General features: G+C 40.8%; 28 protein-coding genes. 15 read left to right on the top strand and 13 right to left on the bottom strand.

The window, feature by feature from the left end; genetic code table 11:
• On the bottom strand, positions 1-531 hold the full coding sequence (locus RRV45_RS19185; protein ID WP_315666256.1) for a GNAT family N-acetyltransferase: 531 nt from the start codon (positions 529-531) through the stop codon (positions 1-3).
• 51 nt (positions 532-582) lie between these two features.
• Positions 583-918, bottom strand: a complete 336-nt coding sequence (locus RRV45_RS19180; RefSeq protein WP_315666255.1) for a L,D-transpeptidase — start codon at positions 916-918, stop codon at positions 583-585.
• A 348-nt stretch (positions 919-1,266) separates the two neighbouring features.
• Between RRV45_RS19180 and RRV45_RS19175 the strand changes: the two genes are divergently transcribed.
• The 3 genes from RRV45_RS19175 (at position 1,267) to RRV45_RS19165 (ending at position 3,708) form a co-directional block, all read left to right on the top strand.
• Positions 1,267-2,268: a cation diffusion facilitator family transporter gene (locus tag RRV45_RS19175; protein WP_315666254.1), complete on the top strand. Its 1,002-nt coding sequence runs from the start codon at positions 1,267-1,269 to the stop codon at positions 2,266-2,268.
• A gap of 283 nt (positions 2,269-2,551) precedes the next feature.
• Positions 2,552-3,004: a GNAT family N-acetyltransferase gene (locus tag RRV45_RS19170; protein ID WP_315666253.1), complete on the top strand. Its 453-nt coding sequence runs from the start codon at positions 2,552-2,554 to the stop codon at positions 3,002-3,004.
• Positions 3,005-3,243: 239 nt separating this feature from the next.
• The gene (locus RRV45_RS19165; RefSeq protein ID WP_315666252.1) at positions 3,244-3,708 is read left to right on the top strand and encodes a cupin domain-containing protein; all 465 of its coding nucleotides are present in this window, start codon (positions 3,244-3,246) and stop codon (positions 3,706-3,708) included.
• A gap of 148 nt (positions 3,709-3,856) precedes the next feature.
• On the opposite strand, the gene RRV45_RS19160 is transcribed toward RRV45_RS19165, so the two are convergent.
• A complete protein-coding gene (locus tag RRV45_RS19160) occupies positions 3,857-5,080 on the bottom strand; it encodes an eIF2A family protein (RefSeq protein ID WP_315666251.1) in 1,224 nt (407 codons plus the stop codon).
• 456 nt (positions 5,081-5,536) lie between these two features.
• Between RRV45_RS19160 and RRV45_RS19155 the strand changes: the two genes are divergently transcribed.
• From RRV45_RS19155 to RRV45_RS19145, 3 genes are read left to right on the top strand one after another with little or no spacing between them, the layout of a single operon-like run.
• Positions 5,537-6,271 (top strand): SDR family oxidoreductase, encoded by a 735-nt coding sequence (locus tag RRV45_RS19155; RefSeq protein WP_315666250.1) that lies wholly within the window; start codon positions 5,537-5,539, stop codon positions 6,269-6,271.
• Complete coding sequence (locus RRV45_RS19150; RefSeq protein WP_315666249.1) at positions 6,268-7,305, top strand: S-adenosylmethionine:tRNA ribosyltransferase-isomerase; 1,038 nt, start codon at positions 6,268-6,270, stop codon at positions 7,303-7,305. Before RRV45_RS19155 ends, RRV45_RS19150 begins: the two co-directional genes overlap by 4 nt.
• Positions 7,302-7,667, top strand: a complete 366-nt coding sequence (locus RRV45_RS19145; protein ID WP_315666248.1) for a VOC family protein — start codon at positions 7,302-7,304, stop codon at positions 7,665-7,667. The genes RRV45_RS19150 and RRV45_RS19145 overlap by 4 nt, the downstream gene beginning before the upstream one ends.
• A 38-nt stretch (positions 7,668-7,705) precedes the next feature.
• On the opposite strand, the gene RRV45_RS19140 is transcribed toward RRV45_RS19145, so the two are convergent.
• Both RRV45_RS19140 and RRV45_RS19135 read right to left on the bottom strand, forming a co-directional pair.
• Entirely contained in the window at positions 7,706-7,903 is a 198-nt protein-coding gene (locus RRV45_RS19140; protein ID WP_315666247.1) for a YwbE family protein, read from the bottom strand.
• Positions 7,903-8,100, bottom strand: coding sequence for a hypothetical protein (locus RRV45_RS19135; protein ID WP_315666246.1), 198 nt, complete (start codon positions 8,098-8,100; stop codon positions 7,903-7,905). Before RRV45_RS19135 ends, RRV45_RS19140 begins: the two co-directional genes overlap by 1 nt.
• A 461-nt stretch (positions 8,101-8,561) precedes the next feature.
• Between RRV45_RS19135 and RRV45_RS19130 the strand changes: the two genes are divergently transcribed.
• From RRV45_RS19130 to RRV45_RS19115, 4 genes are read left to right on the top strand one after another with little or no spacing between them, the layout of a single operon-like run.
• On the top strand, positions 8,562-9,530 hold the full coding sequence (locus RRV45_RS19130; RefSeq protein WP_315666245.1) for an ABC transporter permease: 969 nt from the start codon (positions 8,562-8,564) through the stop codon (positions 9,528-9,530).
• Positions 9,527-10,363: an ABC transporter permease gene (locus tag RRV45_RS19125; protein ID WP_315666244.1), complete on the top strand. Its 837-nt coding sequence runs from the start codon at positions 9,527-9,529 to the stop codon at positions 10,361-10,363. Before RRV45_RS19130 ends, RRV45_RS19125 begins: the two co-directional genes overlap by 4 nt.
• Positions 10,356-11,945 carry an ABC transporter ATP-binding protein gene (locus RRV45_RS19120; protein WP_315666243.1) on the top strand — a complete coding sequence of 530 codons (1,590 nt, stop codon included), beginning with the start codon at positions 10,356-10,358 and terminating at the stop codon, positions 11,943-11,945. Before RRV45_RS19125 ends, RRV45_RS19120 begins: the two co-directional genes overlap by 8 nt.
• Positions 11,938-13,503, top strand: coding sequence for an ABC transporter substrate-binding protein (locus tag RRV45_RS19115; protein ID WP_315666242.1), 1,566 nt, complete (start codon positions 11,938-11,940; stop codon positions 13,501-13,503). Before RRV45_RS19120 ends, RRV45_RS19115 begins: the two co-directional genes overlap by 8 nt.
• 52 nt (positions 13,504-13,555) lie before the next feature.
• Here the strand turns inward: RRV45_RS19115 and RRV45_RS19110 are convergent, their stop codons facing one another.
• From RRV45_RS19110 to RRV45_RS19075, 8 genes are all read right to left on the bottom strand, one after another.
• Positions 13,556-14,026 (bottom strand): hypothetical protein, encoded by a 471-nt coding sequence (locus RRV45_RS19110; RefSeq protein ID WP_315666241.1) that lies wholly within the window; start codon positions 14,024-14,026, stop codon positions 13,556-13,558.
• 133 nt (positions 14,027-14,159) lie between these two features.
• Entirely contained in the window at positions 14,160-14,984 is an 825-nt protein-coding gene (locus RRV45_RS19105) for an urease accessory protein UreD (protein ID WP_315666240.1), read from the bottom strand.
• A gap of 1 nt (position 14,985) precedes the next feature.
• Entirely contained in the window at positions 14,986-15,597 is a 612-nt protein-coding gene (gene ureG, locus RRV45_RS19100; RefSeq protein WP_315666239.1) for an urease accessory protein UreG, read from the bottom strand.
• Positions 15,598-15,629: 32 nt separating this feature from the next.
• Complete coding sequence (locus tag RRV45_RS19095) at positions 15,630-16,316, bottom strand: urease accessory protein UreF (RefSeq protein WP_315666238.1); 687 nt, start codon at positions 16,314-16,316, stop codon at positions 15,630-15,632.
• A complete protein-coding gene (gene ureE / locus RRV45_RS19090) occupies positions 16,309-16,764 on the bottom strand; it encodes an urease accessory protein UreE (RefSeq protein ID WP_315666237.1) in 456 nt (151 codons plus the stop codon). The genes RRV45_RS19095 and ureE overlap by 8 nt, the downstream gene beginning before the upstream one ends.
• Before the next feature lie 10 nt (positions 16,765-16,774).
• Positions 16,775-18,487, bottom strand: a complete 1,713-nt coding sequence (gene ureC / locus RRV45_RS19085; protein WP_315666236.1) for an urease subunit alpha — start codon at positions 18,485-18,487, stop codon at positions 16,775-16,777.
• Entirely contained in the window at positions 18,484-18,807 is a 324-nt protein-coding gene (locus tag RRV45_RS19080) for an urease subunit beta (RefSeq protein WP_315666235.1), read from the bottom strand. The genes ureC and RRV45_RS19080 overlap by 4 nt, the downstream gene beginning before the upstream one ends.
• A 17-nt stretch (positions 18,808-18,824) precedes the next feature.
• Entirely contained in the window at positions 18,825-19,127 is a 303-nt protein-coding gene (locus RRV45_RS19075; RefSeq protein WP_315666234.1) for an urease subunit gamma, read from the bottom strand.
• A gap of 610 nt (positions 19,128-19,737) precedes the next feature.
• Here RRV45_RS19075 and RRV45_RS19070 point away from each other — a divergent pair.
• The 5 genes from RRV45_RS19070 (at position 19,738) to RRV45_RS19050 (ending at position 25,106) form a co-directional block, all read left to right on the top strand.
• Positions 19,738-21,072: an aminotransferase family protein gene (locus tag RRV45_RS19070; RefSeq protein ID WP_315666233.1), complete on the top strand. Its 1,335-nt coding sequence runs from the start codon at positions 19,738-19,740 to the stop codon at positions 21,070-21,072.
• An 83-nt stretch (positions 21,073-21,155) separates the two neighbouring features.
• A complete protein-coding gene (locus tag RRV45_RS19065) occupies positions 21,156-22,559 on the top strand; it encodes an aldehyde dehydrogenase family protein (RefSeq protein WP_315669091.1) in 1,404 nt (467 codons plus the stop codon).
• A gap of 441 nt (positions 22,560-23,000) precedes the next feature.
• On the top strand, positions 23,001-23,870 hold the full coding sequence (locus RRV45_RS19060; protein WP_315666232.1) for a 5-oxoprolinase subunit B family protein: 870 nt from the start codon (positions 23,001-23,003) through the stop codon (positions 23,868-23,870).
• Positions 23,867-24,865, top strand: a complete 999-nt coding sequence (locus RRV45_RS19055; RefSeq protein WP_315666231.1) for a 5-oxoprolinase subunit C family protein — start codon at positions 23,867-23,869, stop codon at positions 24,863-24,865. The genes RRV45_RS19060 and RRV45_RS19055 overlap by 4 nt, the downstream gene beginning before the upstream one ends.
• Complete coding sequence (locus tag RRV45_RS19050; RefSeq protein WP_315666230.1) at positions 24,858-25,106, top strand: acetyl-CoA carboxylase; 249 nt, start codon at positions 24,858-24,860, stop codon at positions 25,104-25,106. Before RRV45_RS19055 ends, RRV45_RS19050 begins: the two co-directional genes overlap by 8 nt.
• Positions 25,107-25,130 lie beyond the last annotated feature (24 nt).

The following is a 25,130-nucleotide window of genomic DNA, read 5'->3' as shown; positions in this document are numbered from 1 at the left end:
TTAATCGGCTTTTGTAAGCGAATCTTCTTCGCTCCAACTATAATAAATGAATCCATTTTCCTCATTCAAATTCGAATCTTCCTCTCTTGCCGCCATTAGCACAAATCTGTTCTTTTCCAGTACTTTTTGAGAAGCAACATTATCTGTCGTGGTCATGGCCTTAATGTGCTTCACCCCTAACTCAGATACTTCCTCTAGCAGCATTTTGAGCGCATGATTAGCAATGCCTTGGCCAGTGTGTACTTCCCCAATTCGATAACCAACAGATCCAACCCTTTCAACTGGGTCAATATCGACTAAATTGATTCTTCCTAGAATAGAGTCACTTTCATCTTTAATTAAATAAAAGTAAGATATCCCCCGACTTTGTTCTTCTAGCAAAGCTTCATTCTTCAATTTAAAGTTGTCATACTCATAGTAATCATCTCCGCGGCTGGGAACCATGGTTTCGAAGAAATGTCTGTTTTCTAAATCAAATATAAATAACCTTTCAAAATCTGTTTCACATAATTTTTCAATAAAGATTTTCATCAGCGTCACCATCAACTTAAGGTTTTTTCTCCAATTATAAACAAAAGTAACTCATTTATGAATATAAACACTAGTCCCAACCCGAACTCTGGATGATAGGTCTAGAACATCATGATTGAACATTCGAATACATCCTTTTGAGACATTCTTTCCGATTGATGCAGGGTTATTTGTACCGTGAATTCCATAACTGGGTTTCGACAATCCCATCCAAAGTACTCCAAATGGTCCGCCGGGATTACGTTGTTTATTGATAATCGTGTATGTTCCGGTAGGTGTTGGAGTCAGCATTTTTCCTACGGCAATCGGATAGGTTTTTATTAATTTCCTTCCATCAAATAATTTTAATTGATGCTTTGAGGTAGAGACATCGATCCATTTCACCATGAAGATCAACTCCGTTTTTTGAATATTGTATGAAGTAGCTTAGGCAGTTGTTAATGAGGAGTTTTTGGAGTAAAAAGGAAATGGTTTACAAACAATAAACTCATTACGCGTGAAAATGATGATGGAATATGTCAAGTAACAACCAAATAACTCGGGAAGAAGGAATAGAACGATTGAACTGATGGAAGTGGACTTCAATTATATAGTGAGAAAAATCCTACCAGCAATATTCATCCATGATAAAAAAGACGTTCCCGTAAATAAACAAAAATTATTTATGATCCTTATAAATAATGTCCACTTTTTTTAGAACAATATTAAATATGAAAGGTTCTTGGAGGAGATAAAGTGGGAAATGAAACAAAACAAGATAATTTATTAACACTTATAAAGAAGGGAAATAAATCCTCTGCCGTAGCAGCGATTGGAAATACAGTCATAGCAGGTGCCAAAGGAATTGCCTATGTCATAAGTGGAAATGGTGCTATGTTTGCTTCTACCATGCATTCCCTCGCTGATGCAGTAAATCAAGGGTTTGTTTTTGTCGGCAGTGTGCTTTCAGAAAAAAAACCGACACGCAGGTTTCCGGCTGGTTTTGGCAGGGTGATCAATATTTTCTGTATGATCGCTGTCATTGTTGTGACCATTATGGCTTATGAAACAATAAAAGAAGGCTGGCATTTACTTCAACACCCCGTAGGTAATACAGGTGGATTTTGGCTGAGCGTCATTGTTTTAATCATTAACCTTGTGATAGATGGGGCAATTTTAGTTAAAGCGATGAAAGAAATTTTAAAAGAAGCAAGAGTTGAAAATATAAAGGGATGGGGGATTGTATCTGGAGCATTGAAAAATGTCGGCAGAGCAGCCCCTCCTACCCGCTTAGTCTTTTACGAGGATATTGTTGCGTGTTTGGGTGCATTATTAGCGCTAATTGCGATTGTTGTTACTACTTTTACGAACTTCAATGCGTTAGACGGGATTGCAACTATTCTTATCGGTATCCTGATGGTTGGAGTCGCTTTTCGGGTGGGATTTGATAATATGGTCGGTCTAATAGGAGTAGCCGCCCCACAGGAAATAGTGGAAAGAGTTCAAAATGCTATCTTTAGTGATAAGGAAGTCGCAGATATAAGAAGACTCCGAATATTACAAGAGGGAAGGTACTATCATGTCGAGGGACTTATTGAACTAAGAAAAGGACTCTCCCTATCAATTGCTGATGATATAAAGTTCAGGGTGCAGGATAAGATCATGAGTGATCCAGATATTACAGATGTAACACTCGGAATTATTGAGGATGACGATATTAAAAGTTGGTCCACTGATAGACTGGATGGATTGACATGATCAGTAAATTACTAATAAACAATCCATCGATACAACAATACAAAATATGAAGATGGGATCACCAGGGACAGGGGCACTGTCCCTTTTTCTGGGTGCATAAATTAGGAAATTTAGAAAAAAACTTAGCGGGGAAAAGTATCAAAATGAAATAAATTCATTGCCTCGTACTTCTTATAGACAGGGAATTCAAGAAACAACAATTTCTTGGATGAAGGGAAATCAATAAAGATTGCATTGGGTTAATATGGTAAAGTGGTTGATAAAAGCCCTAGGAGAGAGCAATTTGCATATACGTAAACTGAATATGAATGAAAAACCGCCTATGGATTTATTGCTTTTGGCAGATCCTTCTTCAAAATTAGTTGAGGAATATATAAAAAGAGGAGAATGCTTTGTAGCTGAAATGGCTGGCCAAATTGTAGGGGTATATGTACTGCTGCCGACAAGGCCTGAAATGGTGGAGTTGGTAAATATTGCAGTGAACGAAACCCGCCATGGCTGCGGAATCGGGAAAAAACTTATCATGCATGCAATCCAGACAGCTAATTTAAAGGGATACAAAACGATAGAAGTGGGAACCGGAAATTCAAGTATTGGGCAATTAGCTCTTTATCAAAAATGTGGTTTTCGAATGATTGGTATTGATCTAGACTTTTTCACCAAGCACTATCCAGAAGAAATTATTGAAAATGGGATACTTTGCAGGGACATGGTTCGGTTATCTCAGAATTTGTAGATGAATTAGAAAATCTATAAAACTAAAAGTGACAATTAGCTGCCATATTTGGTGGGTTTTATATCTACCTACAGGCTATTTAAAACGGAATTCTCCAGTATTGAGAAAATAACGGTGGATCAAAAAGTAAAAATCAATGACATTTTATTAAAAAAGGGTTATTTTGTCGGAGACATCTTGTTCGAAACTACGGTCTTTTCTCATATGATTAAATGAAAATATGGGGCTGGAGGTTGGGCATGATTACAGCAAATCTTAACTCATTGAAGCTTTTAGAAGGATGGTTTGAGAGTGATCCAACGACAAGACAAAAGGCAGCATTTCCGCTTTACAAAAGTACAGGAACAAAGAATCTTTCCGTTGTTTACTTTGAGATCGAACCTGGAAATAGTCTCGGTACTCATACTGATAGTGCAGAAGAAATTATTCTCGTTTTAGAAGGAAAAGCGGAAGCAACTGTCAACAATGAAAAAGGGGAATTAACTAAAGGGGAAATGGCACTTATTCCTATCATGGTTCCTCACAATGTTCGAAACATTGGTTCAGAAACTTTAAAAGTCATCGGCTTTTTTTCGAGTCCAAACGTGGTGTCTACATTTGTTGAGCCTCTAATGCCCATTAACCAAAAAGTTATTGGCACCCCACCTGTTGAAAGTGATAGCCCACTGACTTGGAATGAAATCTTTAATAGAATAATGGGTTAATAAATTGCATTTAAATCAAGGAGACTGTTCAGAAATGCTGACTTTCTGAACAGCTCCTTTGTTTGTTTTTCACAAAAACACACAAAGAACGGAAATAGTGCAATTTAGAGACGAAAAGTTCGTCATCAGTGATATGAGGAACATGTTGTTAAAAATTTCGATTTTTATATAAAAATACCGGAGCAGAATCCACGCTTTTTAACCACAGATATTCTTTCCCATCCATTCCTTCTTTCACCCATACATCCCCTTGGTGACCCTTTTCAGTCTTTCGATACCAAGTAATTGTTGATCCAATGACTTGCGGTGCATGATCTAATTCATTTTTGTTTGGAAAGGTAATCTGCTTTTGTTCTCCTGATTTTAGATTAATGACATATAGAGCTGTAAACATCGTTGGAACGGGTCCCTCTTTCCATTCTTTATTTTCTTTAGCGCGGGCGACAATGACTTGATCTGGAGAGTACCATTCGATATCAAGGTCTACAAATCCTTTCGGTGTATATTCCTTTCGTTTAGTCATGACAGGAATATCGGCAATCGTTGCATGTTTGTTTTCAACGAGAAATCTTCCTTCCCCCGAAATAAAGGCTAGTTGATTTTTTGCTGGAGCCCATTTAATCCAGTTTTTATACCAAAGCATCTTTCCTGCCACTTGAAATTGATCTCCTTTTGATGAAAGGACGCATAATGTATTGCTGTCATTGGATAAAGACGCAGTCGGCATGGCTAGAAAGCTAACCCATTTCCCGTCTGAACTCCACTTAAAGTAAACAGCATCGATGGCAAATAATTGATCATTTGTCCCAATGGTATAAAAAGGCTCTATTTTATTTGCATTCAAATTGGCATCTGCTGCCACTTTAAAAAGATGAATAGGCTCCCATCCAGTTGGAAGCAATTTTGATTGTGATGAAACGATAAATTCTTTTCCGTTAGGGAACCATGCAAAATCACTTACACCTAGTGAAACGTTCTCAAAACCTTGTGGCCGTCCATTCTTTGTTTTCGTCACATTTAGGACACCGCCTGCATTGTAGGCTAGCTGATTGGATATGGGCGACCATTTAAAATTTCTCGTTTCTATCATTTCAAATGGTTGGTATATCTCCTTTTCCTGTGAATCATAAATATACAAATATGTTTTTTCTTGATGCTCATCGCCATCTAAAAAGGCAATAAACCGCCCATCCTTTGACCACTGTGGATTTAATATATACCTACCTGTTGTCAGTTGAATTTCTTTATCGCCTTCTTTTATCCATAGCTGATGGTCTCTTATATAAGCAGCTTTAAGCGTAACTTCAGCAGAAGCATCCACTGTAAAATGAAAACTTGTGAATAAAATTATTAAAAAAATCCTCAATGCCATTTATCATACCTCCCTTTCATAGGATGTCCTTTCAAGGGGAAACAATCAGCCTTATGTTCCTTGTTTTTTGTGAAATCCATAAAAATAGGGAAGCAAAGGGCCTTAAGTTTCCTGTGTTTTTTGAAATCCATCAAAGATGGGAAACAATCAGCCTTAAGTTTCCTGTATTTTTTGAAATCCATCAAAAGTGGGAAACAATCAGCCTTAAGTTTCCTGGTTTTTTTGAAATCCGTAAAAAGTGGGAAACAAATAGCCTTAAATTTCCCGTTTTTTATGAAATCCCCAAAAATAGGGAAACAAAGGTCGTGATACTCAATGAAAAATTGCTCCTCATCCGAAAGTCGTAGATCTTCCTCAATCGATTTGCGTAAGAGCTTTCCTCCAAGCTTCCGATGCCACTAGTGCTTTCTTTTTCTAAAATAAAAGTAAGAAAACAAAAGAAAGCGAGTGATTCAAATGAAAAATAAAATGGTTGTTATGATTACAGGGGCATCGAAAGGTCTTGGAAGGGCGCTGACATTGGCATTTGCTAAAAGAGGAGCACGGCTTGCGATTTGTGCGAGAGGGGAAGGGATGCTGCGCAAGGTTGAGCAAGAAGCGAGGGAGCTGGGGGCAGAGATCATTGCAGTGGAGGCGGATGTTACGAATGTAAGGGATGTAAATCGGTTCGTCTCGATTACAGAAGAAACATTCGGACGGGTAGATATTTTAATAAATAATGCATCCGTATTTGGACCGGGTCCTGCGCTGCTGGCCGATTATCCAGATCATGACTTTACGGAAGTGATACGGATGAATGTAGTTAATCCTTTCCTTGTAACGAAGCGTGTATTGCCAGGCATGTTAATTAGAAATAACGGGAGAATTCTGAATGTCACATCGGAAGCTGGAAAAACAGGATTTGCCGAATGGGGTGCTTATGGGATTTCAAAGTTCGCGGTGGAAGGCTTGACACAAACTTGGGCTGATGAGCTAGAGGATACAGGTGTAAGTATAGGGATGGTTGATCCTGGAGAAATGGATACTGAGATGCACGCAATTGCCGTTCCTGATTGTGACTATGAGCTTGGTAACCCTCATGATGTGGCAAAGGCATTTGTTTATCTCGCATTAAATGAATCAGTAGACGTGAACGGAAAGAGATTTGAGGCACAATCCATTTTAAATGAAAAAAGGGGGCCGCTCCTATGATGATAGCTGCTCGTCCATTCCAAATCCTTGAAGATTTAAATGCAAATACGCCGGCTGAATACAGAGGAATACTGCGGGATCATGTCCGTTTAATGGCGCTCGATACAAAAACGGGAGACAGCTTCCATAATCCATTTTACGAGCTAGGGTCTTACTTGCATGAAGGAGATTTGCTTGTCCTAAATAATAGCCGTACACTTCCAGCTGTGTTAAAAGGGAAAAGAGGTAACCAAAATATTGAAATTCGATTATCTCGGAAAATATCTGAATTCGAATGGGAGGCACTTGTAACAGTAGGGATATTGAAGGTGGGTGAAAAGATAGATTTACCAGGAAATCTAACAGCGACTATTACTTGGCAGGGAAATGAAGCCCCGTTAATTATTCTCGCATTTTCAAAGAGTGGAATCGAACTATACGATACGATCTATCAATATGGAGAGCCGCTTCACTATGAATATATTGAAACACCTTGGCCGTTAGAAATGTATCAAACCGTTTATGCTTCTGTTCCGGGCTCCGTGGAAATGCCTTCTGCTGGAAGGGCTTTTACTTGGAAGCTCCTAAATAATCTGAAGAAAAAGGGTATAAACATTGCTTTTCTTCAACTTCATACAGGCTTAAGCTATTATGGAAACGATCGCTGGCCAAATCCAAGTAAACATGTTGAAGCATATTGCGTTCCTGAGGAAACAGCCGACTTGGTAAACATAACGAAAAAAAATAACGGTAGTGTCATTGCAGTAGGAACCACTGTCGTCCGCGCACTAGAAACAGCTGTTAATACAGATGGAATTGTTGAAGCAAAGGAAGGGCTAACAAATTTATATATTCAAAAAGGGTACCCGCTTAAAGCAGTAGATGGCCTCATAACCGGTTTTCATGAACCCGAAGCCAGTCATTTGGACCTTCTCACAGCATTTATTCAAGAGCCTCTTCTAATGAAAGCTTACAATGAGGCACTAACAAACGGATACCTTTGGCATGAGTTTGGCGATATGAATTTGATTTTGCCAATGGAAAAACAGCAATGAAATGGCATCATGGAGGCATTCAAGTTCGAAATTTAGAAGAAGCCATTGAATTCTATGAAACTGTTTTTGATTTTAAAATCGAACAATACCTTACACTGCTCGGTGAAAAAATAGCCTTTCTTATAAAAGGAGAGGTAAGAATCGAATTAATTGAGTCAGAGGAAGCTCCTGTCCCCATCAGCACTATTCATCTATCGTGGCAGGTGGAGGATGTAGAGGAGTGGGTTAAGAAGCTGAGTGTAAATGGACTGGAATTGTCTGAAGGGCCTTACAAGCTGAAAAATGGCTGGGATGTTGTCTTTTACGAAGGACTTAATAATGAAGTAATAGAATTAATTCAAGTTGGTGAAGGGAATAAATAAAAGCATTCAGGGATAGCCTTGAATGCTTTTTCCACTGTTTATTCAGCGTGGACTTTTTGGACACGTCCAACCTGTCCATCTGTTAGTCTGACTTTAATGCCGTGGGGGTGGGTACTCGATTTTGTGAGCAGATCCTTTACAATGCCTCTAGTAAGCTTTCCTGTTCTTTGATCGGCTTTAAGGACGATGTCAACAGTCTTGCCAGGCAATACATCTTTCCGATTTTGTCCGTTCATTAGACACCCATTTTTCTGCGGGTATTGCTTGGTTTCTTTGATTGCTGGCTCTTCAGCTTTTTAGTAGATAAATCTCCATTTGTTGCACCTTTGCCGGAAGCGTTGGCCTGATTTTTTTTCTTTTCAAGCTGCTGTTTCATTGCTTCCTGCAGGCTGATTTTCTTTTTAGGCGCTTCAGATTGATTATTTTCAGACATAGAAATTTCCTCCATTTGAATATGATAGTGAACTCAGTATAATCTATTTTCAGTGGTTTGTGAAATTGAAAATAGAAAAAATTTGTCAGTGGCTTTAAAACATAAAAATTGTATTAAGAGCGTTTAGTCTCCTTGCAAACATCTGCAGAGATACTGGGGGAAAACGGGAAAGTTTTTAATAGAAAGAATAGTAGTTGAGGCTTTTTATATCTATTAATATATGAATGAAAATATGGTAAGATACAAGATGAAAACTCAAGTATGTGTTTCCGTAACTATAGGTTTATTTATCGCAGATTAACGGGCTGTAAGACCCCCTATTCAAGAAGTTAAGTAAAATAAAAATTTCTAAATGGGGATCAACAGCCCGTAAAAGCCCGATTAGTTCAACTTACAATCAGTAGGGGATGGAAGAAAACCCCCACTGATTGAAGTTTCACTTTATAGAAAGCAGGATGTAAATGGGTCTATTTATTTTGAAGCGGCTTGCTGAATCAATCGTAGTTTTACTCATTGGCAGCATGCTTTGCTTTTTATTTATTCGGATGCTGCCAGGGGATCCGGCAGCTGCACTTTATGGGGAACAGCTTCAGAAAATGAGTGAGGCGGACAGGCTTCGCATCACTGAAAACCTTGGACTTCATGATCCGCTCCCGGTCCAATATGGAAAGTGGCTTTCCCAAATATTACACGGCGAATGGGGGCAGTCCTTCATTTCCGGGGAAGATGTAACCTTATTGGTTATCCAAGCGCTGCAGCCTACATTTATTCTCATGATGTCATCCCATTTGATTATTTTTCTGCTTGCTGGCGTGTTTGGTGTCATATCTGGATTGTTTCGGCGATCTTTTTTTGATCAAGTGATTACATGGGTAAGCTTATTATTTATGTCCATACCGCCTTTTTGGTTCGCACTTATGCTAATGCTTTTTTTCTCCGTTTATTTAGGCGTACTGCCGACTTCCGGAATGGGGGAAGGAGGATGGGGCGAACAACTTCGATATTTACTTATGCCTTCATTAGTCCTCGCTTTATCACATGCCGGTTATTATATCAGGCTCCTTCGAAATCATATAAACATAACGAAAGATAATGGATTTATATTTGCTTTAAAAGCTCGGGGTATTGAGGAACGAAGAATTTTGCTGAATCATTTGCTGCCAAATGCTTCAATCCCCTTTCTATCCTATACAGGAATGTCACTTGCTGTAGGGCTTGCGGGTTCTGTAGTCATAGAAACTATTTTTTCGTGGCCAGGCCTTGGCAGACTTTCATTAAAGGCTGCCCTAGCACATGATTACCCTGTATTATTGGCCGTCATTTTATTGAGTATGGTTTTTGTCATTGCGATAAACTTGTTAGTTGATCTCCTTTGTGCATGGATGGATCCACGCCTGCGTTCGCAGCTGCTTGAGGAGGGAAAGAAATGAGAATAAAACGTCAGTGGAAGCTTATTATGGCAACTTCCTCTTTTTTGCTTCTTATTTTTTCTGTCTGGATGGCACCCTTTCTTACATCTTATGACCCGATGTCTATCAAGATGGATCAGGTTCTTCTGCCCCCTGGATCAGAACATTTATTTGGAACAGATGAACTTGGACGGGATGTTTTAACACGTCTTTTGTATGGAGGGCGTGTTTCTCTCTTAGTCGGTGCTGCCGCTATGACAGTTTCAATCGTAATAGGGGTTAGTTATGGAGCGATAAGCGGTTTTGCTGGTGGTGTCATGGACCGGATCATGATGCGGATTGTGGATGCTGCCCTAAGCTTCCCTTCGCTGCTGCTCATGATTATCCTACAGCTCCTATTGCCTAAAGGATTGATGTCCATCATTCTAGTGATTAGCCTAACAAGCTGGATGACTATTGCTCGTCTAGTCCGTACAGAAATAATGACGATGAAGAATGATATCTTTATTCAAGCTTCTACTGTAATTGGCGCTACACCTTTGCAATTATTGCACCGGCATATGCTGCCGCAATGCTGGCCGACCATCGCGGTTCTTGCTGTCGGCGGAATCAGCCATGCCGTACTTGCCGAAGCAACACTAAGCTTTCTTGGAATTGGTATTCCTCCACATGAACCATCATGGGGAAATATGCTGATGGGTGCACAAAGTTATTTACTGGGAGGTGCTTGGTGGATGGCTTTATTTCCAGGGATTTGTATAACTTTAACTGTACTATTTATTAATTTTGCAGGAGATGAGTTGCAAGATCGCTTAACCGGTCCACAGTTCAGAAATGGAGGAAAATATGACTGATTATCTTCTTGAAGCAGAAAATCTTACAATCTCTCTTCCTGACATAGATTTAGTGGCAAATGCTTCTTTTCGCATCCGGAAAGGAAAGATCACCGCACTCATTGGAGAGAGCGGCTCTGGTAAAAGCTTAACTGCAAGGGCAGTTATTGACTTACTGCCTCAGGAAGTAACGGTTACTTCAGGTTCTGTGACATTTTTAGGGGAAAATGTGCAAATGATGAGTGGTAACCGGAAACGGGAATACCGCGGCAAAAGTCTAGGTTTTGTATTTCAGGATACATGGCAAACCTTCGATCCGCTTCGAACGATTGGGTCCCATTTTAAGGAGCTCTTCAAGACCCACACTTCCCTAAAGAAAAGGGAGGCAAATGAAGAAGCGATAAAACTTTTGCGGCTAGTGAAAATGAAGGACCCTGTGCATGTTTTCCGTTCCTACCCACACGAATTATCGGGCGGCATGAGACAGCGTGTGCAATTGGCTATAGCTATTGCATTGAATCCAACCCTGTTAATAGCTGATGAACCAACGACTGCCCTTGACATGAAAATTCAGTTTGACATTCTATCACTTATACGTGAATGGCAGGAGGAATCAGGCGGAACTGTTCTATTTATTACACATGACTTAGGTGTGGTGGCTGAAATGGCCGATGATGTGATTGTGATGAGCAATGGCCAGGTCATTGAACAGGCATCAGCTGAAGAATTATTTGCAAACCCTGAGTCGGATCAAGCCAAAAAACTGCTGGAAGATTATCAGTTACTATCAAACCCATCTATGGTTTATCCTGTCAAAGAAGAAAATCCAATAATGAGAGTAGAAGATGTTTCTAAAACATTTTACAAGAAAAAGTGGTTTCGATCAGATAAATTCGAGGCTGTCCGAGATGTGACACTGCAAATCCATCCTGGAGAAATAGTTGGATTAATCGGCGAAAGCGGTGGAGGAAAAAGCACTCTTGCCCGCCTCATGCTGAGCCTTGAGACATGCAGCAGGGGAACGGTTTCATGGTATGGCCAAAAAGAGCTGCGAAGAGGTATTCAATGGGTACACCAGGATCCAATAGCCTCTTTTGATCCTCGCTGGACAGTGGAGAAAATTGTTGGCGAAGGATTCGACTACTGGAAAAAAGGCGAAGGAAATAAAAAAGAGGAAGTAGCAGCTGTTTTACAAAAAGTAGAGCTCCCTACATTTGCTATGTCACTATATCCTCATGAACTTTCTGGCGGGATGAGGCAGCGTGTTGCACTTGCCAGGGCACTTTTAGTGGAACCAGAGCTCATTGTGTTAGACGAGCCATTTGCCAATCTAGATATGAGCTCACAAGCAAAAATGATTTCATTAATCCGATCATTGAATGAACTTGACGAAATGGCTATTTTTTTTATTTCACATGATATTCGCGCTGCGATGGCGCTTTGTCAGCGTATTTTTGTCATGAATGAAGGAAGGATTGTTGAAGAATTGCCTTCAGACAAGCTTTGCCAATCTAAGAACGAATACACACAAGCACTTTTGTCTTATATGCCGATACCTATAAGAGGGTTGAGAAGAAATGAGAGGGAAGAGATTCATGTATAAAAAACTAATTTTAGCGATTGTTTCTATTTTTAGTCTTATTGTTTTAACGAGCTGCAGCGGAGGCAATTCAGAACAAGCCCAATCTTCCAAAAAGAAGAAGCTCGTTTATGGCACGGATTCAGAAATTGAAAAAGTGAATCCTGTTCTAGATGAAAGCCAGGAAATTGATGCCCTTCTTTTCCGCGGCTTAACTAAGCCAGATGAAAATAACAACGTAAAACCTGATTTAGCGGAGAGTTGGGAGATTTCTCAGGACAATTTAATCTATACATTTAAACTCCGTGAAGACGCTAAATGGCAGGATGGAAATCAGGTAACGGCTGAGGATGTTGCCTTTACCTTTAATAAAATTAAAGATCCGTCAACAAATACACCTATTTCAGGTGAATTTAATGAAATTAAGTCAGTTGAAGCTATAGGAGAGTTTGAAGTAAAAATGACTCTGCATCGTCCTTTTCCGCCTCTTTTGGATAAGCTAAAAATCGGCATCGTTCCCGCGCATCTTTTGCGTGATGAGAATCTAAATGAAACTGATTTTAATCAGCACCCAATTGGGAATGGTCCATTCAAGCTAAAGGAATGGAAAAACGATCATACGATTGTGCTGGAACGGAATGATGGTTATTACGGACAAGCGCCGAAGTTAGATGAAGTGGTTTTCAAAGCTGTACCGGATGCCAATACACGCGCTTTACAGTTGAAAACGGGAGAAATCGATTTAGCATTATTGGAGCCGAATCAGCTGGCAGGTGTTAAAGAAACAGACCCTTATGCTGTGCATGAAGTATCGACAGCGGATTATCGGGCCGTTATGTATAATATGCGTTTGCCGCTATTTCAAGATAAGCGTGTCCGCCAGGCGATGAATCTTGCGGTAAATCGGGAAGATTTAGTCAAAGGGGTACTAGCTGGGAAGGGAGATCCTGCATGGGGACCGTTGCAGAAATCTTGGGCAGGAGTCCCGCAAAAAGAATGGTATTCGTACAATATTGAAAAAGCGAAGCAGCTTTTAGCTGAAGCTGGCTGGGTAAAAGGATCAGATGGGGTCTTAATAAAAGACGGAAAACGATTTGAATTTGAACTCGTTTCCCCGATCCAAGATAAAATTCGTGTCGCACTTGCGAATGTCGTTTCTGAACAGTTAAAGCCGCTTGGTATAATGGCGGTGCCGAAACCTGTTGACCGGAATGCGGTGAAATATGATGGAGAAGAGGCATTAATTATTGGCTGGGGAAGTGAGTTTGATCCAGATGATCACACATTCCGTCTTTTCCATAGCAGTGAAATTGGCGATGGGCAATATAATTTTGGGGCCTATCAAAACGAAAAGGTCGATGAACTTCTAATGAATGCTCGTACAGCAACGAATATCGATGAAAGAGAATCCTACTATAAAAGTTTCCAGGAAGAGCTGGCAATTGATCCGCCATATAATTTTCTAGTCTATCTGGAGGCACTGTATGGAGTTAATAAAGACGTAACTGGCATCAGCACCCGGACGTTAGGACATCACGGGTTCGGTGTATTATGGAATATTGAAGAGTGGGATAAAAAATAAGAAAAGAAGGGATGGTTTTTGTGCTTTTCGAAGCACGTGAACCGTCCCTTTGCTATTCTTCACTCTTTGTTTGCTCTGCTATTTTTTCATGGATTTCTGATTCAATCGCTTCAATATGTTCTTCTTCAAGCTTTTGCTGTGGCTGTGGATGGAACCATTGAATCTCTCCTTTGTGTACAAAGCCTTTAAATTCTTCGCCTTGGACTTGCAACGTAAATGCTTGCCGTTCGTGGATTCGATCTTCAAATGCTGGCATTAATTCTAAATCCTCAATCCCGCTTGAAATCCCATATTGTCTCATTAATGACTGTATAGTCGCTTCGATCGTGTCAACTTTACTTTCGCCAATCATTTGTTTTGGGTGTGGATGAAGCCATATAATTTCGTCCTCGTGATAATGTCCTTTATATTCATCACCTTGTACCTTAAATGAGAATGCGTGTCGCTCATGTGGGCGGTCTTCGAAAAGTTTTTCAACCTCAAAATCTTCAATTACTGGCTTTCCCTTTTTTTCCTCGGGCATACTTAACCTCCTCTACAGGTCTCAGCTAAAGTTTTTCCTAGCTTAAACTATATATTCATTTATTTCAAGGGAAGTAAATCAATTCCACAAAAAAAGAGCCCGGATTCCTATTTTCTAATCCGGGACTTTAGTTTCAGTATTTTCTTAATGATCTAGGAGTATGATTGAACCATTTTTCGTTAATGAGACGATGACAATTGGCGAAAATTCGTTCTATTATTTGGGTAGAGTTTGCAAGAACTCGTATACTAAATCCCGGCACTTCAAGTTTAGATAGGCCGAATTTAATGTTTCCCTCTGCCATTTTAATCGTTTCATAAAGTTCATCCAGAAGACCGCTATCCGTTTGATCGCCTATTACGATCATCGATCCTAGATGCGTATATCCTTCCATAAACCCTAACTCAGTTAATTTTTGCTGAGCGGGGATCAATTTAATGTGATCAAATACACCTAGTTGATCATCCAAATAGATCTCTGTGATTAACTGAATAGAATTATAGGTGAACTTTTCCCCATTCGGAGACCAGCCCGGGGTTAAAATATCTGTATAAAGGAACGTTGCCCCTTTTTCCATATGAATGACTGTTTTCTGCTTATAACGAGCATGTTGATAAGCAATTAAAGGATCAGGAAGATATTCTAAATAACTGCCTTTCTTTAGTGAAATCTCCGTCTCTTGATAGGCATAGTCATTTGGCGTCTTATAAACCTTTGTTGCCGACTGTGTTGTTAAAGTCGCTTTGGCGCCTTCATCGATTGTTATTTCCATTCGGTACCGGTCGCCGTCTAAATAGCCGCCGCCAGGATTTAAAAGATAATAGCAAACCTGTCCGGAATCATCATGATAAACCGGCCGCATGACCTTGAATGCGCCTTGAAAATACACATTTTTAGCAACGGTTTTCCCGTGTCTGTTTTCAAGATTTAAAGATAACACGCCAGTCCAGTCTGTCATCTTACTCTAATCCTTTTAATAAAGCATTCTTCTTAATCCAGTCAATCACTTCAGGGAGACCTTCATCCTTTTTTAAATTAGTGAAAAAGAATGGCTTTTCTCCGCGGAAAACCTTCGTATCCTGAGCCATTACTTCAAGGCTGGCACCAACAAAAGGAGCAAGGTCTGTTTTGTTAATGATGAATAAATCAGATTTAATCATCCCTTGTCCGCCTTTGCGCGGAATTTTCTCGCCTTGTGCAACATCAATAATATAAATAGAGAAGTCTACTAGTTCTGGACTAAAAGTGGCTGCAAGGTTGTCCCCGCCGCTTTCCACAAAGATAAGCTCGACATCTGGATGGCGCTCGATTAACTCATCAATGGCAGCAAAATTCATCGAAGCATCTTCGCGTATAGCCGTATGAGGGCATCCGCCTGTTTCAACTCCGATGATACGATCTTCAGGCAAAACACCGTTCTGAATTAAAAACTTTGCGTCCTCTTTTGTGTAAATATCATTCGTTACGACCGCCATTTTAATTTCATCAGCAAGATGACGGGTTAATTTTTCGATCAGCATTGTTTTTCCTGCTCCAACAGGTCCTCCAACTCCAATTTTAATTGCTTCCATTCAAACACTTCCTTTACTGCGTTTATAAAAAATTAAGACATAAAAATTCGAATATTTACTCGTTCATGGTTCATTTGAGCTAGTTCAAGACCTGGAGACACGATGCCGAAATCATCTTCGGGGAGCTGAAGGATTTTTTCAACTGCCTGGGCTAATTCGGTTTGAAATTTATGTGTGATGACTTGTCCCGCTGTTTGGCCTAACGGAATAGCCCGTACTGCGTTTTGAACCTGGCTGGAAATAGCCGAATACAAATAATAAAGAATGGCATCCTGCTTCGTCACCCCAAGGCCATGTGCAACTATGGAAAAAACAATGGATGGGTGACCGAATGACTGTTTCTTTGTAATTCTCTCTCTATATTGCGAGAGAATTTCCAGCTCATATAAAGATTCCGTGAGCTTTAGCATTCGCGTTCCGATCATTTTCGTGCCTTGGCGTGTTTCCCTTGGCAAGTTTTGGACAGTAACTAAACGATCGAGTTTCCAGATTTTTTGAAAATCTTCAATTACAAGAGCGTCATAAGTCATACGGCAAGCAAGACCGTCCGTATAAATGAGCTGTTCATGCAAATATACTTGCAGCCACTGGAAAAAAGTCTCTGAGTCTTTCACTTTCTCTTCCTGGATGTAACTCTCTAAACCGAAGGAGTGGCTGAAAGCTCCTGTAGGAAAATTAGAGTCACATAGCTGAAACAGAGAGAGAATTCTATTATCCATGGCTGTGACCTATATGGCGGAATGCTTGCTTCACTTTTCGATCTTCGCGGGTATAAGGAATACCAAGCTCTTGCAGCAGTTCTTCAACTAAATAATCATATTGAACGAGCATATCATTCTCTTCAAACTGAGCTGGAAGATGCCGGTTTCCAAGCTGATGGGCGATTGTTCCCATTTCCTTTATGCTTCGTGGGCTGATGACGAGCAGATCGTCTGTGAGCACATCGATAACAATCATATTTTTATCGTCCATGTATAGCACATCGCCTGCCAAAAGGTCTCGTGGTTCTTTTAAGCGAATGCCAAGCTCGTTGCCATGATCCGTTTTTACTCTCTGAATACGTTTCATTAAATGTGCGCTTTCTAAGTAAACCTTTTCGATATGGCGTTTCTTTATTTCTTCTTGATCCATATTTTCTAAGTTTGTAACAACCTTTTCAATTATCAATCTTTTCACCTCAGAATAAGAAATATCGCTGTCCCATTGGTACCGTATCTACTGGTTCACATGTCAGCAGCTCACCGTTAACTCTTACTTCATATGTTTGCGGATCGACTGTAATATCCGGAGTTTCCGAATTTAATTTCATATCTTTTTTCGATAAGGTCCGGATCCCGCCAACAGGAAGAATTATTTTTTTCAAACCAAGCTTTTCGTGAACACCATCATCATAGGCAGCCTGAGAAATAAAAGTAATCGAGCTTTTCGATAAGGCTTTTCCGAATTGGGCATACATTGGTCTGTAAATATAAGGCTGTGGAGTCGGGATAGAAGCGTTGGCATCCCCCATTAATCCTGTTACGGCAAGTCCGTTTTTAAGAACCATTTCAGGCTTTACTCCAAAGAATTTCGGAGACCAAAGAACTAAATCTGCAATTTTCCCAATTTCGATTGAACCGACATGGTTGGAAATTCCATGTGTAATCGCTGGGTTAATTGTATATTTCGCAATATAGCGTTTTGCACGATTATTATCTGCATATTGACTATCGCCAGACATAATCCCTCTTTGTTTCTTCATTTTGTCAGCCACTTGCCAAGTACGCAAAACGACTTCTCCTACTCGGCCCATCGCTTGAGCGTCAGAGCTGACCATACTAAACACACCCATATCCTGAAGAATATCTTCCGCGGCAATGGTCTCTCTTCTGATTCTTGAATCGGCAAACGCGATATCCTCTGGAACAGAAGGGTTTAAGTGATGGCAAACCATGACCATATCAAGATGTTCGTCAATTGTATTAACGGTATAAGGGAGGGTTGGGTTTGTTGATGAGGGCAGGATGTTATGGTATCCCGCAGATTTGATTAAATCGGGGGCATGTCCTCCGCCAGCTCCTTCTGTATGATACATATGCAAAACACGGTCTTTCACTGCAGCCATTGTCGTTTCCATAAATCCGCTCTCGTTCAAAGTATCTGCGTGCAGGGCCACTTGAATATCATATTCGTCTGCAACCCTTAGTGCATAATCTAGGGATGAGCCTGTTGCTCCCCAGTCTTCGTGTACTTTTAGTCCAATAACTCCAGCTTTCACTTGCTCTGCTAAAGGCGCGATGGATGCCGCATGTCCTTTGCCTGTAAAGCCAACGTTAATCGGCAAACCTTCCGCAGCTTCTAGCATCCGGTGAATATTCCATTCTCCAGGAGTTACTGTTGTTGCCCGTGATCCAGCTGCAGGTCCTGTTCCTCCTCCAATTAATGTCGTTGTGCCAGATGTTAGAGCCGTTTGCACTTGTTCTGGATTAATAAAATGCACATGCGTATCAATGGCTCCGGCTGTCACGATTAAGCCTTCTCCAGCAATGATTTCAGTAGCTGCACCTATGATAATATCGACATTATCCATAATGAGCGGATTGCCGCTTTTGCCGATGCCAAAAATCTTGCCGTCTTTAATAGCTAAGTCAGCTTTGTAAATTCCTGTGTAATCAAAAATAACGATGTTTGTGATGACTGTATCTGCTACACCTTCCCCGCGTGTTGCAAGAGGGTGCTGCCCCATACCGTCACGAATTACTTTCCCGCCGCCAAAGACTACTTCTTCTCCATATGTTGTATGATCTTTCTCAATTTGAATAAATAGGTCAGTATCTGCTAGACGGATGGAGTCGCCTGTTGTTGGCCCGTACATTTCAGCATACTGCTTTCTGGACATTTTAAAACTCATTTATTATCCTCACTTTCTAAAGAGCCATCTACCTTATTATTGAAACCGTAAACGCGGCGTTCACCAGCAAATTGTATAAGCTGGATCTCCTTTTCATCACCTGGCTCAAAACGCACAGCTGCTCCGGCAGGAATATTTAATCTTTTCCCGTAAGCTTTTTCCCTCTCAAATTTAAGAGCATCATTCACTTCGTAAAAATGAAAGTGTGAACCTACTTGAACTGGGCGGTCACCCGTATTTGTAACAGAAATAATAAAGACTTCTTTTCCTTCATTAATGATAATATCTTCATCTTTTAAGACGTATTCTCCTGGCAGCATTAAACGCTCCCTCCTGTTTATCTAATAGGACTGTGTACTGTAACCAATTTGGTTCCATCTGGAAATGTCACTTCGACTTGAATATCATTAATCATTTCTGGTATTCCGTCCATAACATCTTCTCTTGATAAAATAGTTGCTCCATACTCCATAAGCTCGGCGACTGTTTTTCCATCTCTTGCCCCCTCCATTACCTCATAGGTAATAAGAGCTACTGCCTCCGGATGGTTTAGTTTTAATCCTCTATCCTTCCGGCGTTTGGCAAGATCTGCAGCCACTACAATCATGAGCTTGTCAATTTCCCGTGGCAATAGATGCATAATATAACCCCCTTCTATCATTTAATATTTAAAAATTTCAGGGTCCTATTTCTCAATTAATTTCCATTGAAAAATCGCGGCATGTCCCCCTACTAGAAGGATTCTAGCATAAAAAAATTTGAAGGTGAAGATAAACCCTTTTATATATATAAAACAATATTTTCGAGGGAAAAAAAGGGACTTTCCCGCTAAAGTATACCCAATCCAGGTAAAGATTAAATCTGAGTGTTGGATATTTTAGGCTATGGCGACAAGCGTCAATAATAAATGTAGGCCACACATACGGTGAACGCAGATCATAAACTTTGTTATCTTTGCGGACATCAGGGCCGTTATTTGGACGGAAATGAGGTAATTCTGTATCTTTGTGGACATAGGGTACGTTATTTTGTAGAAAAGCATTGATATCCTTGTGTTATTTCGTGAATAAAGTACCCCCGTGTCCGCTTAGCCCTTAAATTAGGGTCATTTAATGGAAATAGCGAATTTCATGTCCGCTTAATTTCTAAGCGTCAAGATGGAGGAAAGATTCTAATAAAAAGTTGGCATAAAATTTGCATTTACAAATTATATAAGAACGAAGCTAAATTTTTCTAGGAGGAATTAAATTATGATAAAGAATACGAGTAGCATTCAAGAATTAATGGACTTTGATAAGAAACATTTTCTGCATCCAACCTCTCCTATAAAGCAGCAGCAAGATCAGGGGCCATCGTTTATTTTTACAGAAGGGAAAGGGGTACACCTTCACGACATGGCGGGGAATACAGTCATTGATGGCATGTCTTCTCTATGGAATGTGAATGTTGGGCATGGGAGAGAGGAATTGGGGAAAGTGGCGATGGAACAAATGTCCAAGCTAGCATTCTCCTCATGCTTTGCTACATTTAGCAATGAACCTGCGATTCGTTTGGCTGCAAAATTGGCCGAGATTGCACCTGGGGATTTAAAGGCCACATTCTTTACTTCCGGCGGTTCAGAGGCAAATGATACAGCGTATAAACTGGCACGCCATTATTGGATTTTAAAAGGGCAGCCGAATCGAAAAAAGATCATCTCGCGAACGAAGTCCTATCACGGAGTCGCGATGGGTTCGACAAATGCAACTGGCTTGAAGCCGTTCCGTGACTTTACAAACTCATTTGATCCAGATTACTGCTACGCAGATCACTTTTCAACTCAAGATTTGCGTGATGTGATTGAAGCGGAAGGTCCAGAGTCCATTGCGGCGTTTATTGCAGAGCCTGTGCAAGGAGCAGGAGGGCTGCATGTCGCACCAGATGGCTATTTTAAGGAAGTTAGAAGTATTTGTGATGAGTATGGCATTTTATTTATAACAGACGAAGTGATTACAGGATTTGGCCGGACAGGGAAATATTTTGGGATTGAGCATTATGGGGTTGTGCCAGATATGATGTGCTTTGCAAAAGGTGTGACGAGTGGCTACGCCCAATTAGGCGGCGTAATGATTTCTGAAAAAATTCACCAAGATTTTACTGAGCTCTCGACAGGGACACTGTTGCATGGCTATACGTACAGCGGGCACCCAATGGCTTGTGCAGTTGCATTGAAAAATATCGAAATTATTGAAGAGGAAAACCTTATTAAGAATGCTGAAATCATGGGAGACGAAATGCTAAAAGGCTTTAAATGGATTCAAGGCGAGCGTAAAATTGTTGGTAAAGTAAAGGGCCTTGGATTGATGGGCGGCATTGAAATTGTAAAAGATCAACAGACAAATGAGAAATTTTCGGCTCCATTAGCACCAATGATTGTAACCGAAGCGGCAAAGCGGGGCCTGATTTGCAGATCTGTCGTGTTTGATGGCCAGGATACGCTTGTATTTGCGCCGCCGTTAATTATCAATAAAGAAGAGATGGCAAGAATGCTTGATATCCTACATGATGCGATTGCGGCAATTGAAGCTGAGGTTTTAAAGTTATAAAGGGTTTTGGGTGATAATGAAGAATATAAAACTATTAAGATAAGAATGAATAAGGGGAGATCTAATTGAAGAAGAAATTATTCATGAATGGTGAATGGATCGAGGCAAGTCAGTATGTACCACTAAGCTCTCCTTACAGTGGAAAGGTGATTGCCGAGATTCCAGCAGCAACGGTGGAAGAGATTGATAGAGGATTAGAGGCTGCTTTTAACGCAAGAAAAATAATGGCGGCTATGCCAAGCCATCAACGAGCGCAAATATTAGAAAAAGTAGTATTCCTATTAGAGAAGAGGGCTGATGAGGCAGCTGAAGTTATTGCCACTGAGGCTGCCAAGCCAATATCTGCGGCAAGGACGGAAGTAGCCCGCACGATTCAAACATATAAATTTGCTGCTGAAGAAGCGAAGCGTATTCATGGGGAAACGATTCCGCTTGATGCGGCACCTGGCGGGGAAGGAAGACTGGCCTACACCGTGCGGGAACCAATTGGAGTGATTGGCGCGATAACCCCTTTTAATTTTCCAATGAATTTAGTCGCACACAAGGTAGGGCCAGCTATTGCTTCAGGGAATACTGTTGTTTTGAAACCTGCTGGTCAAACTCCGTTATCGGCGTTTTTCATTGCTGAATTATTCCAAGAAGCGGGATTGCCGGCTGGTGCCTTGAATGTTGTAACAGGCAGTGGATCGATCATTGGTGAAAAGCTTGTGAAAGACGACCGGGTCCAAAAGATTTCATTTACCGGAAGTCCTGCGGTGGGGATTGGAATCCGGAATAAAGCGGGGTTAAAGCGTGTTACGCTGGAGTTAGGTTCGAATGCCGCGGTCATTATTGATAAAGAGATTAATATTGATAAAATTATTTCGCGTTGTGTAGCAGGCGCATTCGGCTTTCAAGGCCAGGTTTGCATTTCCTTGCAGCGTGTATATATTCATGAAGATTTATATGAGGCTTTTGTTGACAAATTTGTTGAAGCAACGAAGAAGCTGAATATTGGCGATCCGCTTGATCCGGCGACAGATGTTTCCGCTTTAATTACGGAAAAAGATGTACAGCGGACGCTTGATTGGCTGGAGGAAGCGAAACAGCAGGGAGCTAAGGTGGCTGTAGGTGGAACATCGGAGGGGAATATTTTATTGCCGACTGTTCTCTTAGATGCTGATCCTTGTCTAAAGGTATCCTGTCAGGAAGTATTTGCCCCGATTGTGCTGATTAATAAAGTGAAATCTGTGGATGAGGCCATTGAGCTTGTGAATGATTCCCGGTATGGGCTCCAGGCTGGTATCTATACGGATAACGTCCATACCGCACTAACTGCAGCACAGCAGCTACATGTAGGAGGAGTCATGATCAATGACATTCCAACCTTCCGAGTGGACCACATGCCATACGGCGGTGTTAAAGAAAGTGGAGTTGGCCGGGAAGGTATAAAATATGCGATTGAAGAAATGACTGAGCAGAAGCTAGTTGTTTTTAATAGAAATTAAGAAAGAGGACTGCAAATCTTTTTAATAAAAGATGATGCAGTCCTTTTTTTATTCACTTTCAAAATTTCGGGGCTTATTTGAGTTATATGGCGTAGCTTTTAAAGATATATCAGCGACTTTCGGAATATATCAGCGACTTTCAGGATATATCGGCGACTTTCGAGATATATCGGCGACTTTCGAGATATATCAGTGAATTTCAAGATATATAAGCCAATTCCCTAACATACCTACCATTTTGCAAATCATCCCGCTTCTAGTCTATTTTCGAAAATAACCTTACCAAACACTTTCAATACTGAAAAACAATCTTTCAATTCTGAAAGATTTCACCGCACTTTTCAGCACCCGAGAACTAGTAATCTGAAAAATCAATAAATATTATCTTGGCATGGAATTTGCAAGATTAGTAGATAAATACTTTCAGTGAGGTGAAGTCCTTTGGCCCGTTATGAATATGGCGGTGATGAGTTTATTTTTGTTGAATTATCTGAGGCGATGAGCCTAGAAACGAATTTTCAGGCTATGGCGATTACAAAGACATTGAGAGAGGAAAACCTTTCGGGAATTCTGGATATCTGTCCTTCCAATGCATCCTATATGATTCGTTTTAATCCAGATATCATTCACCCAGATGAATTAATTTCAAAATTGAAAGAACTAGAACAGACGGTTTCCTTAGAAAGCTTTGAAATAACAGCCCGTGCTGTGGATGTGCCGATATTATTCGAAGATCCTTGGACACATGAGGCATTAATGCGTTTCAGGGACAGGCATCAGGACCCGACAGCAACAGACCTTGAATATGTGGCCCGTACAAATGGCTTTCAATCTAAAGAAGAACTCATTAAATCGATTACAGATAGCCCGTATCTCGTTTCGATGATCGGGTTTGTTCCGGGATTGCCATGGTGCTATCAAATGGTGCCCCGTGAACAGCAAATCGAAGCGCCAAAATATGTTCGCCCACGTACGTTTACACCAGAAAGAGCATTTGGATTTGGCGGGGCCTTTGCCGTTATATACCCTGTGCAGGGAGCTGGCGGCTACCAACTCTTCGGAACTGCAGCAGCCCCAATTTATGAAAAAGAACAGCGCTTGCATGATTTCAAAGAGTCGATGACCTTCCCTAGACAGGGAGATGTTTTCCGATATCGAAGCATTACGATGGAGGAATACGAGGATATTCGAAAAGAAGTGGAAAGTGGAGAGTTCCGTTATTTAACAAAGGAAATTACATTTAAGCCTCAAGAAGTGCTCGAAAATCCGAAAGCATTTTCAGATTCCGTGTTAAGGAGGTTGTATGCATGATTAAAGTAATCAATCCTGGACTGCAAACGACCGTTCAAGATTCCGGCAGAATTGGCCATTATGAAGTGGGGATGCCGCCGTCAGGAGCCATGGATAAATATTCTTACTTTGCGAGCAATTTACTCGTTGGGAACAAGGAAAATGCGGCCGTTCTTGAAATTACCTATATGGGCCCAATCTTAGAATTTCAGCAAAATGCAACCGTTGCCATTACGGGTGGCGAGATGCCGCCGAAAATCAATGGCGAGCCTGTGCCGATGTGGGAAACGCTTGAAGTAAAGGCTGGAGATGTTCTTTCATTCGATTTTATCAAACAAGGTGCACGTGTGTATTTGGCAGTGGCAGGAGGAATTGACGTGCCGCTAATCATGGAATCACGCTCTACCTATACATTGTGTGGCATTGGAGGCTACGAAGGCCGCGCACTTCAATCTGGGGATGAATTGAAAATTGGCAATGATCACGAAACTGCAATAGCCACCGGAACCCGCATTAGTGATGAACTTATTCCGACATTCTCGAAAACAAATGAAGTCCGTGTTGTTTTAGGACTATGCAGTTATCGGTTGACTGAGGAAAGTAAAGAGCGATTTTTCTCTATGGAATGGACTGTTACACCAGAAGCGAATCGTGTGGGCTATCGATTTAAAGGAGAGCGTTTAAATTTCGTTGAGCGTGAGCAGCCGTTTGGAGCTGGAAGCAATCCATCCAATGTTGTCGATTTAGGCTATCCAATTGGATCCATTCAGGTGCCTGATGGCGTAGAGCCGATTGCCCTCTTAAACGATGCTGTGACAGGCGGAGGATATGCAACGATTTGTACGATTATCAGTACCGATTTAAATAAAATGGCACAAATCAAAACGAATGAAAAAGTTCGATTTGTAGCAGTTGATATCCACGAAGCACTTGAGATCCGCAAAGATTATCAGAATAAAATCAATCAAATGAAGCAGCAAGTATTAGCTCAAGCAGGAGGATTAAAAAATGGCTGAACAAAAAACAGTACTAACACCAATCCCGGGGGTATTCTATCGCAAACCAGCTCCAGATAAAGATGTGTATATAAAGGAAGGAGCCCAAGTAAAAGTGGGCGATGTGATTGGCCTTGTAGAGGTTATGAAAAATTTTTATGAAATAAAAGCAGAGAATGAAGGAGTTCTTGCGCAATTCTTTGTTGAGGATGAGGACCTTCTCGATGCAGGTCAGGAAATAGCAGTCATCATTGAACAGTAAATTTTTTTCTGAAGAGGAGGTTTA

Source organism: Bacillus sp. DTU_2020_1000418_1_SI_GHA_SEK_038 (assembly GCF_032341175.1).
Classification (GTDB): Bacteria; Bacillota; Bacilli; order Bacillales; family Cytobacillaceae; genus Cytobacillus.
Note: the sequence above shows the minus strand (reverse complement) of the source record. Positions and strands in the feature narration are given on the sequence as shown.

Excerpts from the sequence above, each read along its gene's own strand:
- RRV45_RS19135 (WP_315666246.1), bottom strand. The coding sequence starts at position 8,100 with ATGTCTGAAAATAATCAATCTGAAGCGCCTAAAAAGAAAATCAGCCTG.
- RRV45_RS19050 (WP_315666230.1), top strand. The coding sequence starts at position 24,858 with ATGGCTGAACAAAAAACAGTACTAACACCAATCCCGGGGGTATTCTAT.
- RRV45_RS19055 (WP_315666231.1), top strand. The coding sequence starts at position 23,867 with ATGATTAAAGTAATCAATCCTGGACTGCAAACGACCGTTCAAGATTCC.
- RRV45_RS19075 (WP_315666234.1), bottom strand. The coding sequence starts at position 19,127 with ATGCATCTATTGCCACGGGAAATTGACAAGCTCATGATTGTAGTGGCT.
- RRV45_RS19105 (WP_315666240.1), bottom strand. The coding sequence starts at position 14,984 with ATGACAGACTGGACTGGCGTGTTATCTTTAAATCTTGAAAACAGACAC.
- RRV45_RS19095 (WP_315666238.1), bottom strand. The coding sequence starts at position 16,316 with ATGGATAATAGAATTCTCTCTCTGTTTCAGCTATGTGACTCTAATTTT.
- RRV45_RS19145 (WP_315666248.1), top strand. The coding sequence starts at position 7,302 with ATGAAATGGCATCATGGAGGCATTCAAGTTCGAAATTTAGAAGAAGCC.
- RRV45_RS19165 (WP_315666252.1), top strand. The coding sequence starts at position 3,244 with ATGATTACAGCAAATCTTAACTCATTGAAGCTTTTAGAAGGATGGTTT.
- ureC (WP_315666236.1), bottom strand. The coding sequence starts at position 18,487 with ATGAGTTTTAAAATGTCCAGAAAGCAGTATGCTGAAATGTACGGGCCA.
- RRV45_RS19110 (WP_315666241.1), bottom strand. The coding sequence starts at position 14,026 with ATGCCCGAGGAAAAAAAGGGAAAGCCAGTAATTGAAGATTTTGAGGTT.
- RRV45_RS19155 (WP_315666250.1), top strand. The coding sequence starts at position 5,537 with ATGAAAAATAAAATGGTTGTTATGATTACAGGGGCATCGAAAGGTCTT.
- RRV45_RS19180 (WP_315666255.1), bottom strand. The coding sequence starts at position 918 with ATGGTGAAATGGATCGATGTCTCTACCTCAAAGCATCAATTAAAATTA.
- RRV45_RS19140 (WP_315666247.1), bottom strand. The coding sequence starts at position 7,903 with ATGAACGGACAAAATCGGAAAGATGTATTGCCTGGCAAGACTGTTGAC.
- RRV45_RS19185 (WP_315666256.1), bottom strand. The coding sequence starts at position 531 with ATGAAAATCTTTATTGAAAAATTATGTGAAACAGATTTTGAAAGGTTA.
- ureG (WP_315666239.1), bottom strand. The coding sequence starts at position 15,597 with ATGGAAGCAATTAAAATTGGAGTTGGAGGACCTGTTGGAGCAGGAAAA.
- RRV45_RS19125 (WP_315666244.1), top strand. The coding sequence starts at position 9,527 with ATGAGAATAAAACGTCAGTGGAAGCTTATTATGGCAACTTCCTCTTTT.
- RRV45_RS19080 (WP_315666235.1), bottom strand. The coding sequence starts at position 18,807 with ATGCTGCCAGGAGAATACGTCTTAAAAGATGAAGATATTATCATTAAT.
- RRV45_RS19115 (WP_315666242.1), top strand. The coding sequence starts at position 11,938 with ATGTATAAAAAACTAATTTTAGCGATTGTTTCTATTTTTAGTCTTATT.
- RRV45_RS19120 (WP_315666243.1), top strand. The coding sequence starts at position 10,356 with ATGACTGATTATCTTCTTGAAGCAGAAAATCTTACAATCTCTCTTCCT.
- RRV45_RS19065 (WP_315669091.1), top strand. The coding sequence starts at position 21,156 with ATGAATGGTGAATGGATCGAGGCAAGTCAGTATGTACCACTAAGCTCT.
- RRV45_RS19150 (WP_315666249.1), top strand. The coding sequence starts at position 6,268 with ATGATGATAGCTGCTCGTCCATTCCAAATCCTTGAAGATTTAAATGCA.
- RRV45_RS19130 (WP_315666245.1), top strand. The coding sequence starts at position 8,562 with ATGGGTCTATTTATTTTGAAGCGGCTTGCTGAATCAATCGTAGTTTTA.
- RRV45_RS19160 (WP_315666251.1), bottom strand. The coding sequence starts at position 5,080 with ATGGCATTGAGGATTTTTTTAATAATTTTATTCACAAGTTTTCATTTT.
- RRV45_RS19070 (WP_315666233.1), top strand. The coding sequence starts at position 19,738 with ATGATAAAGAATACGAGTAGCATTCAAGAATTAATGGACTTTGATAAG.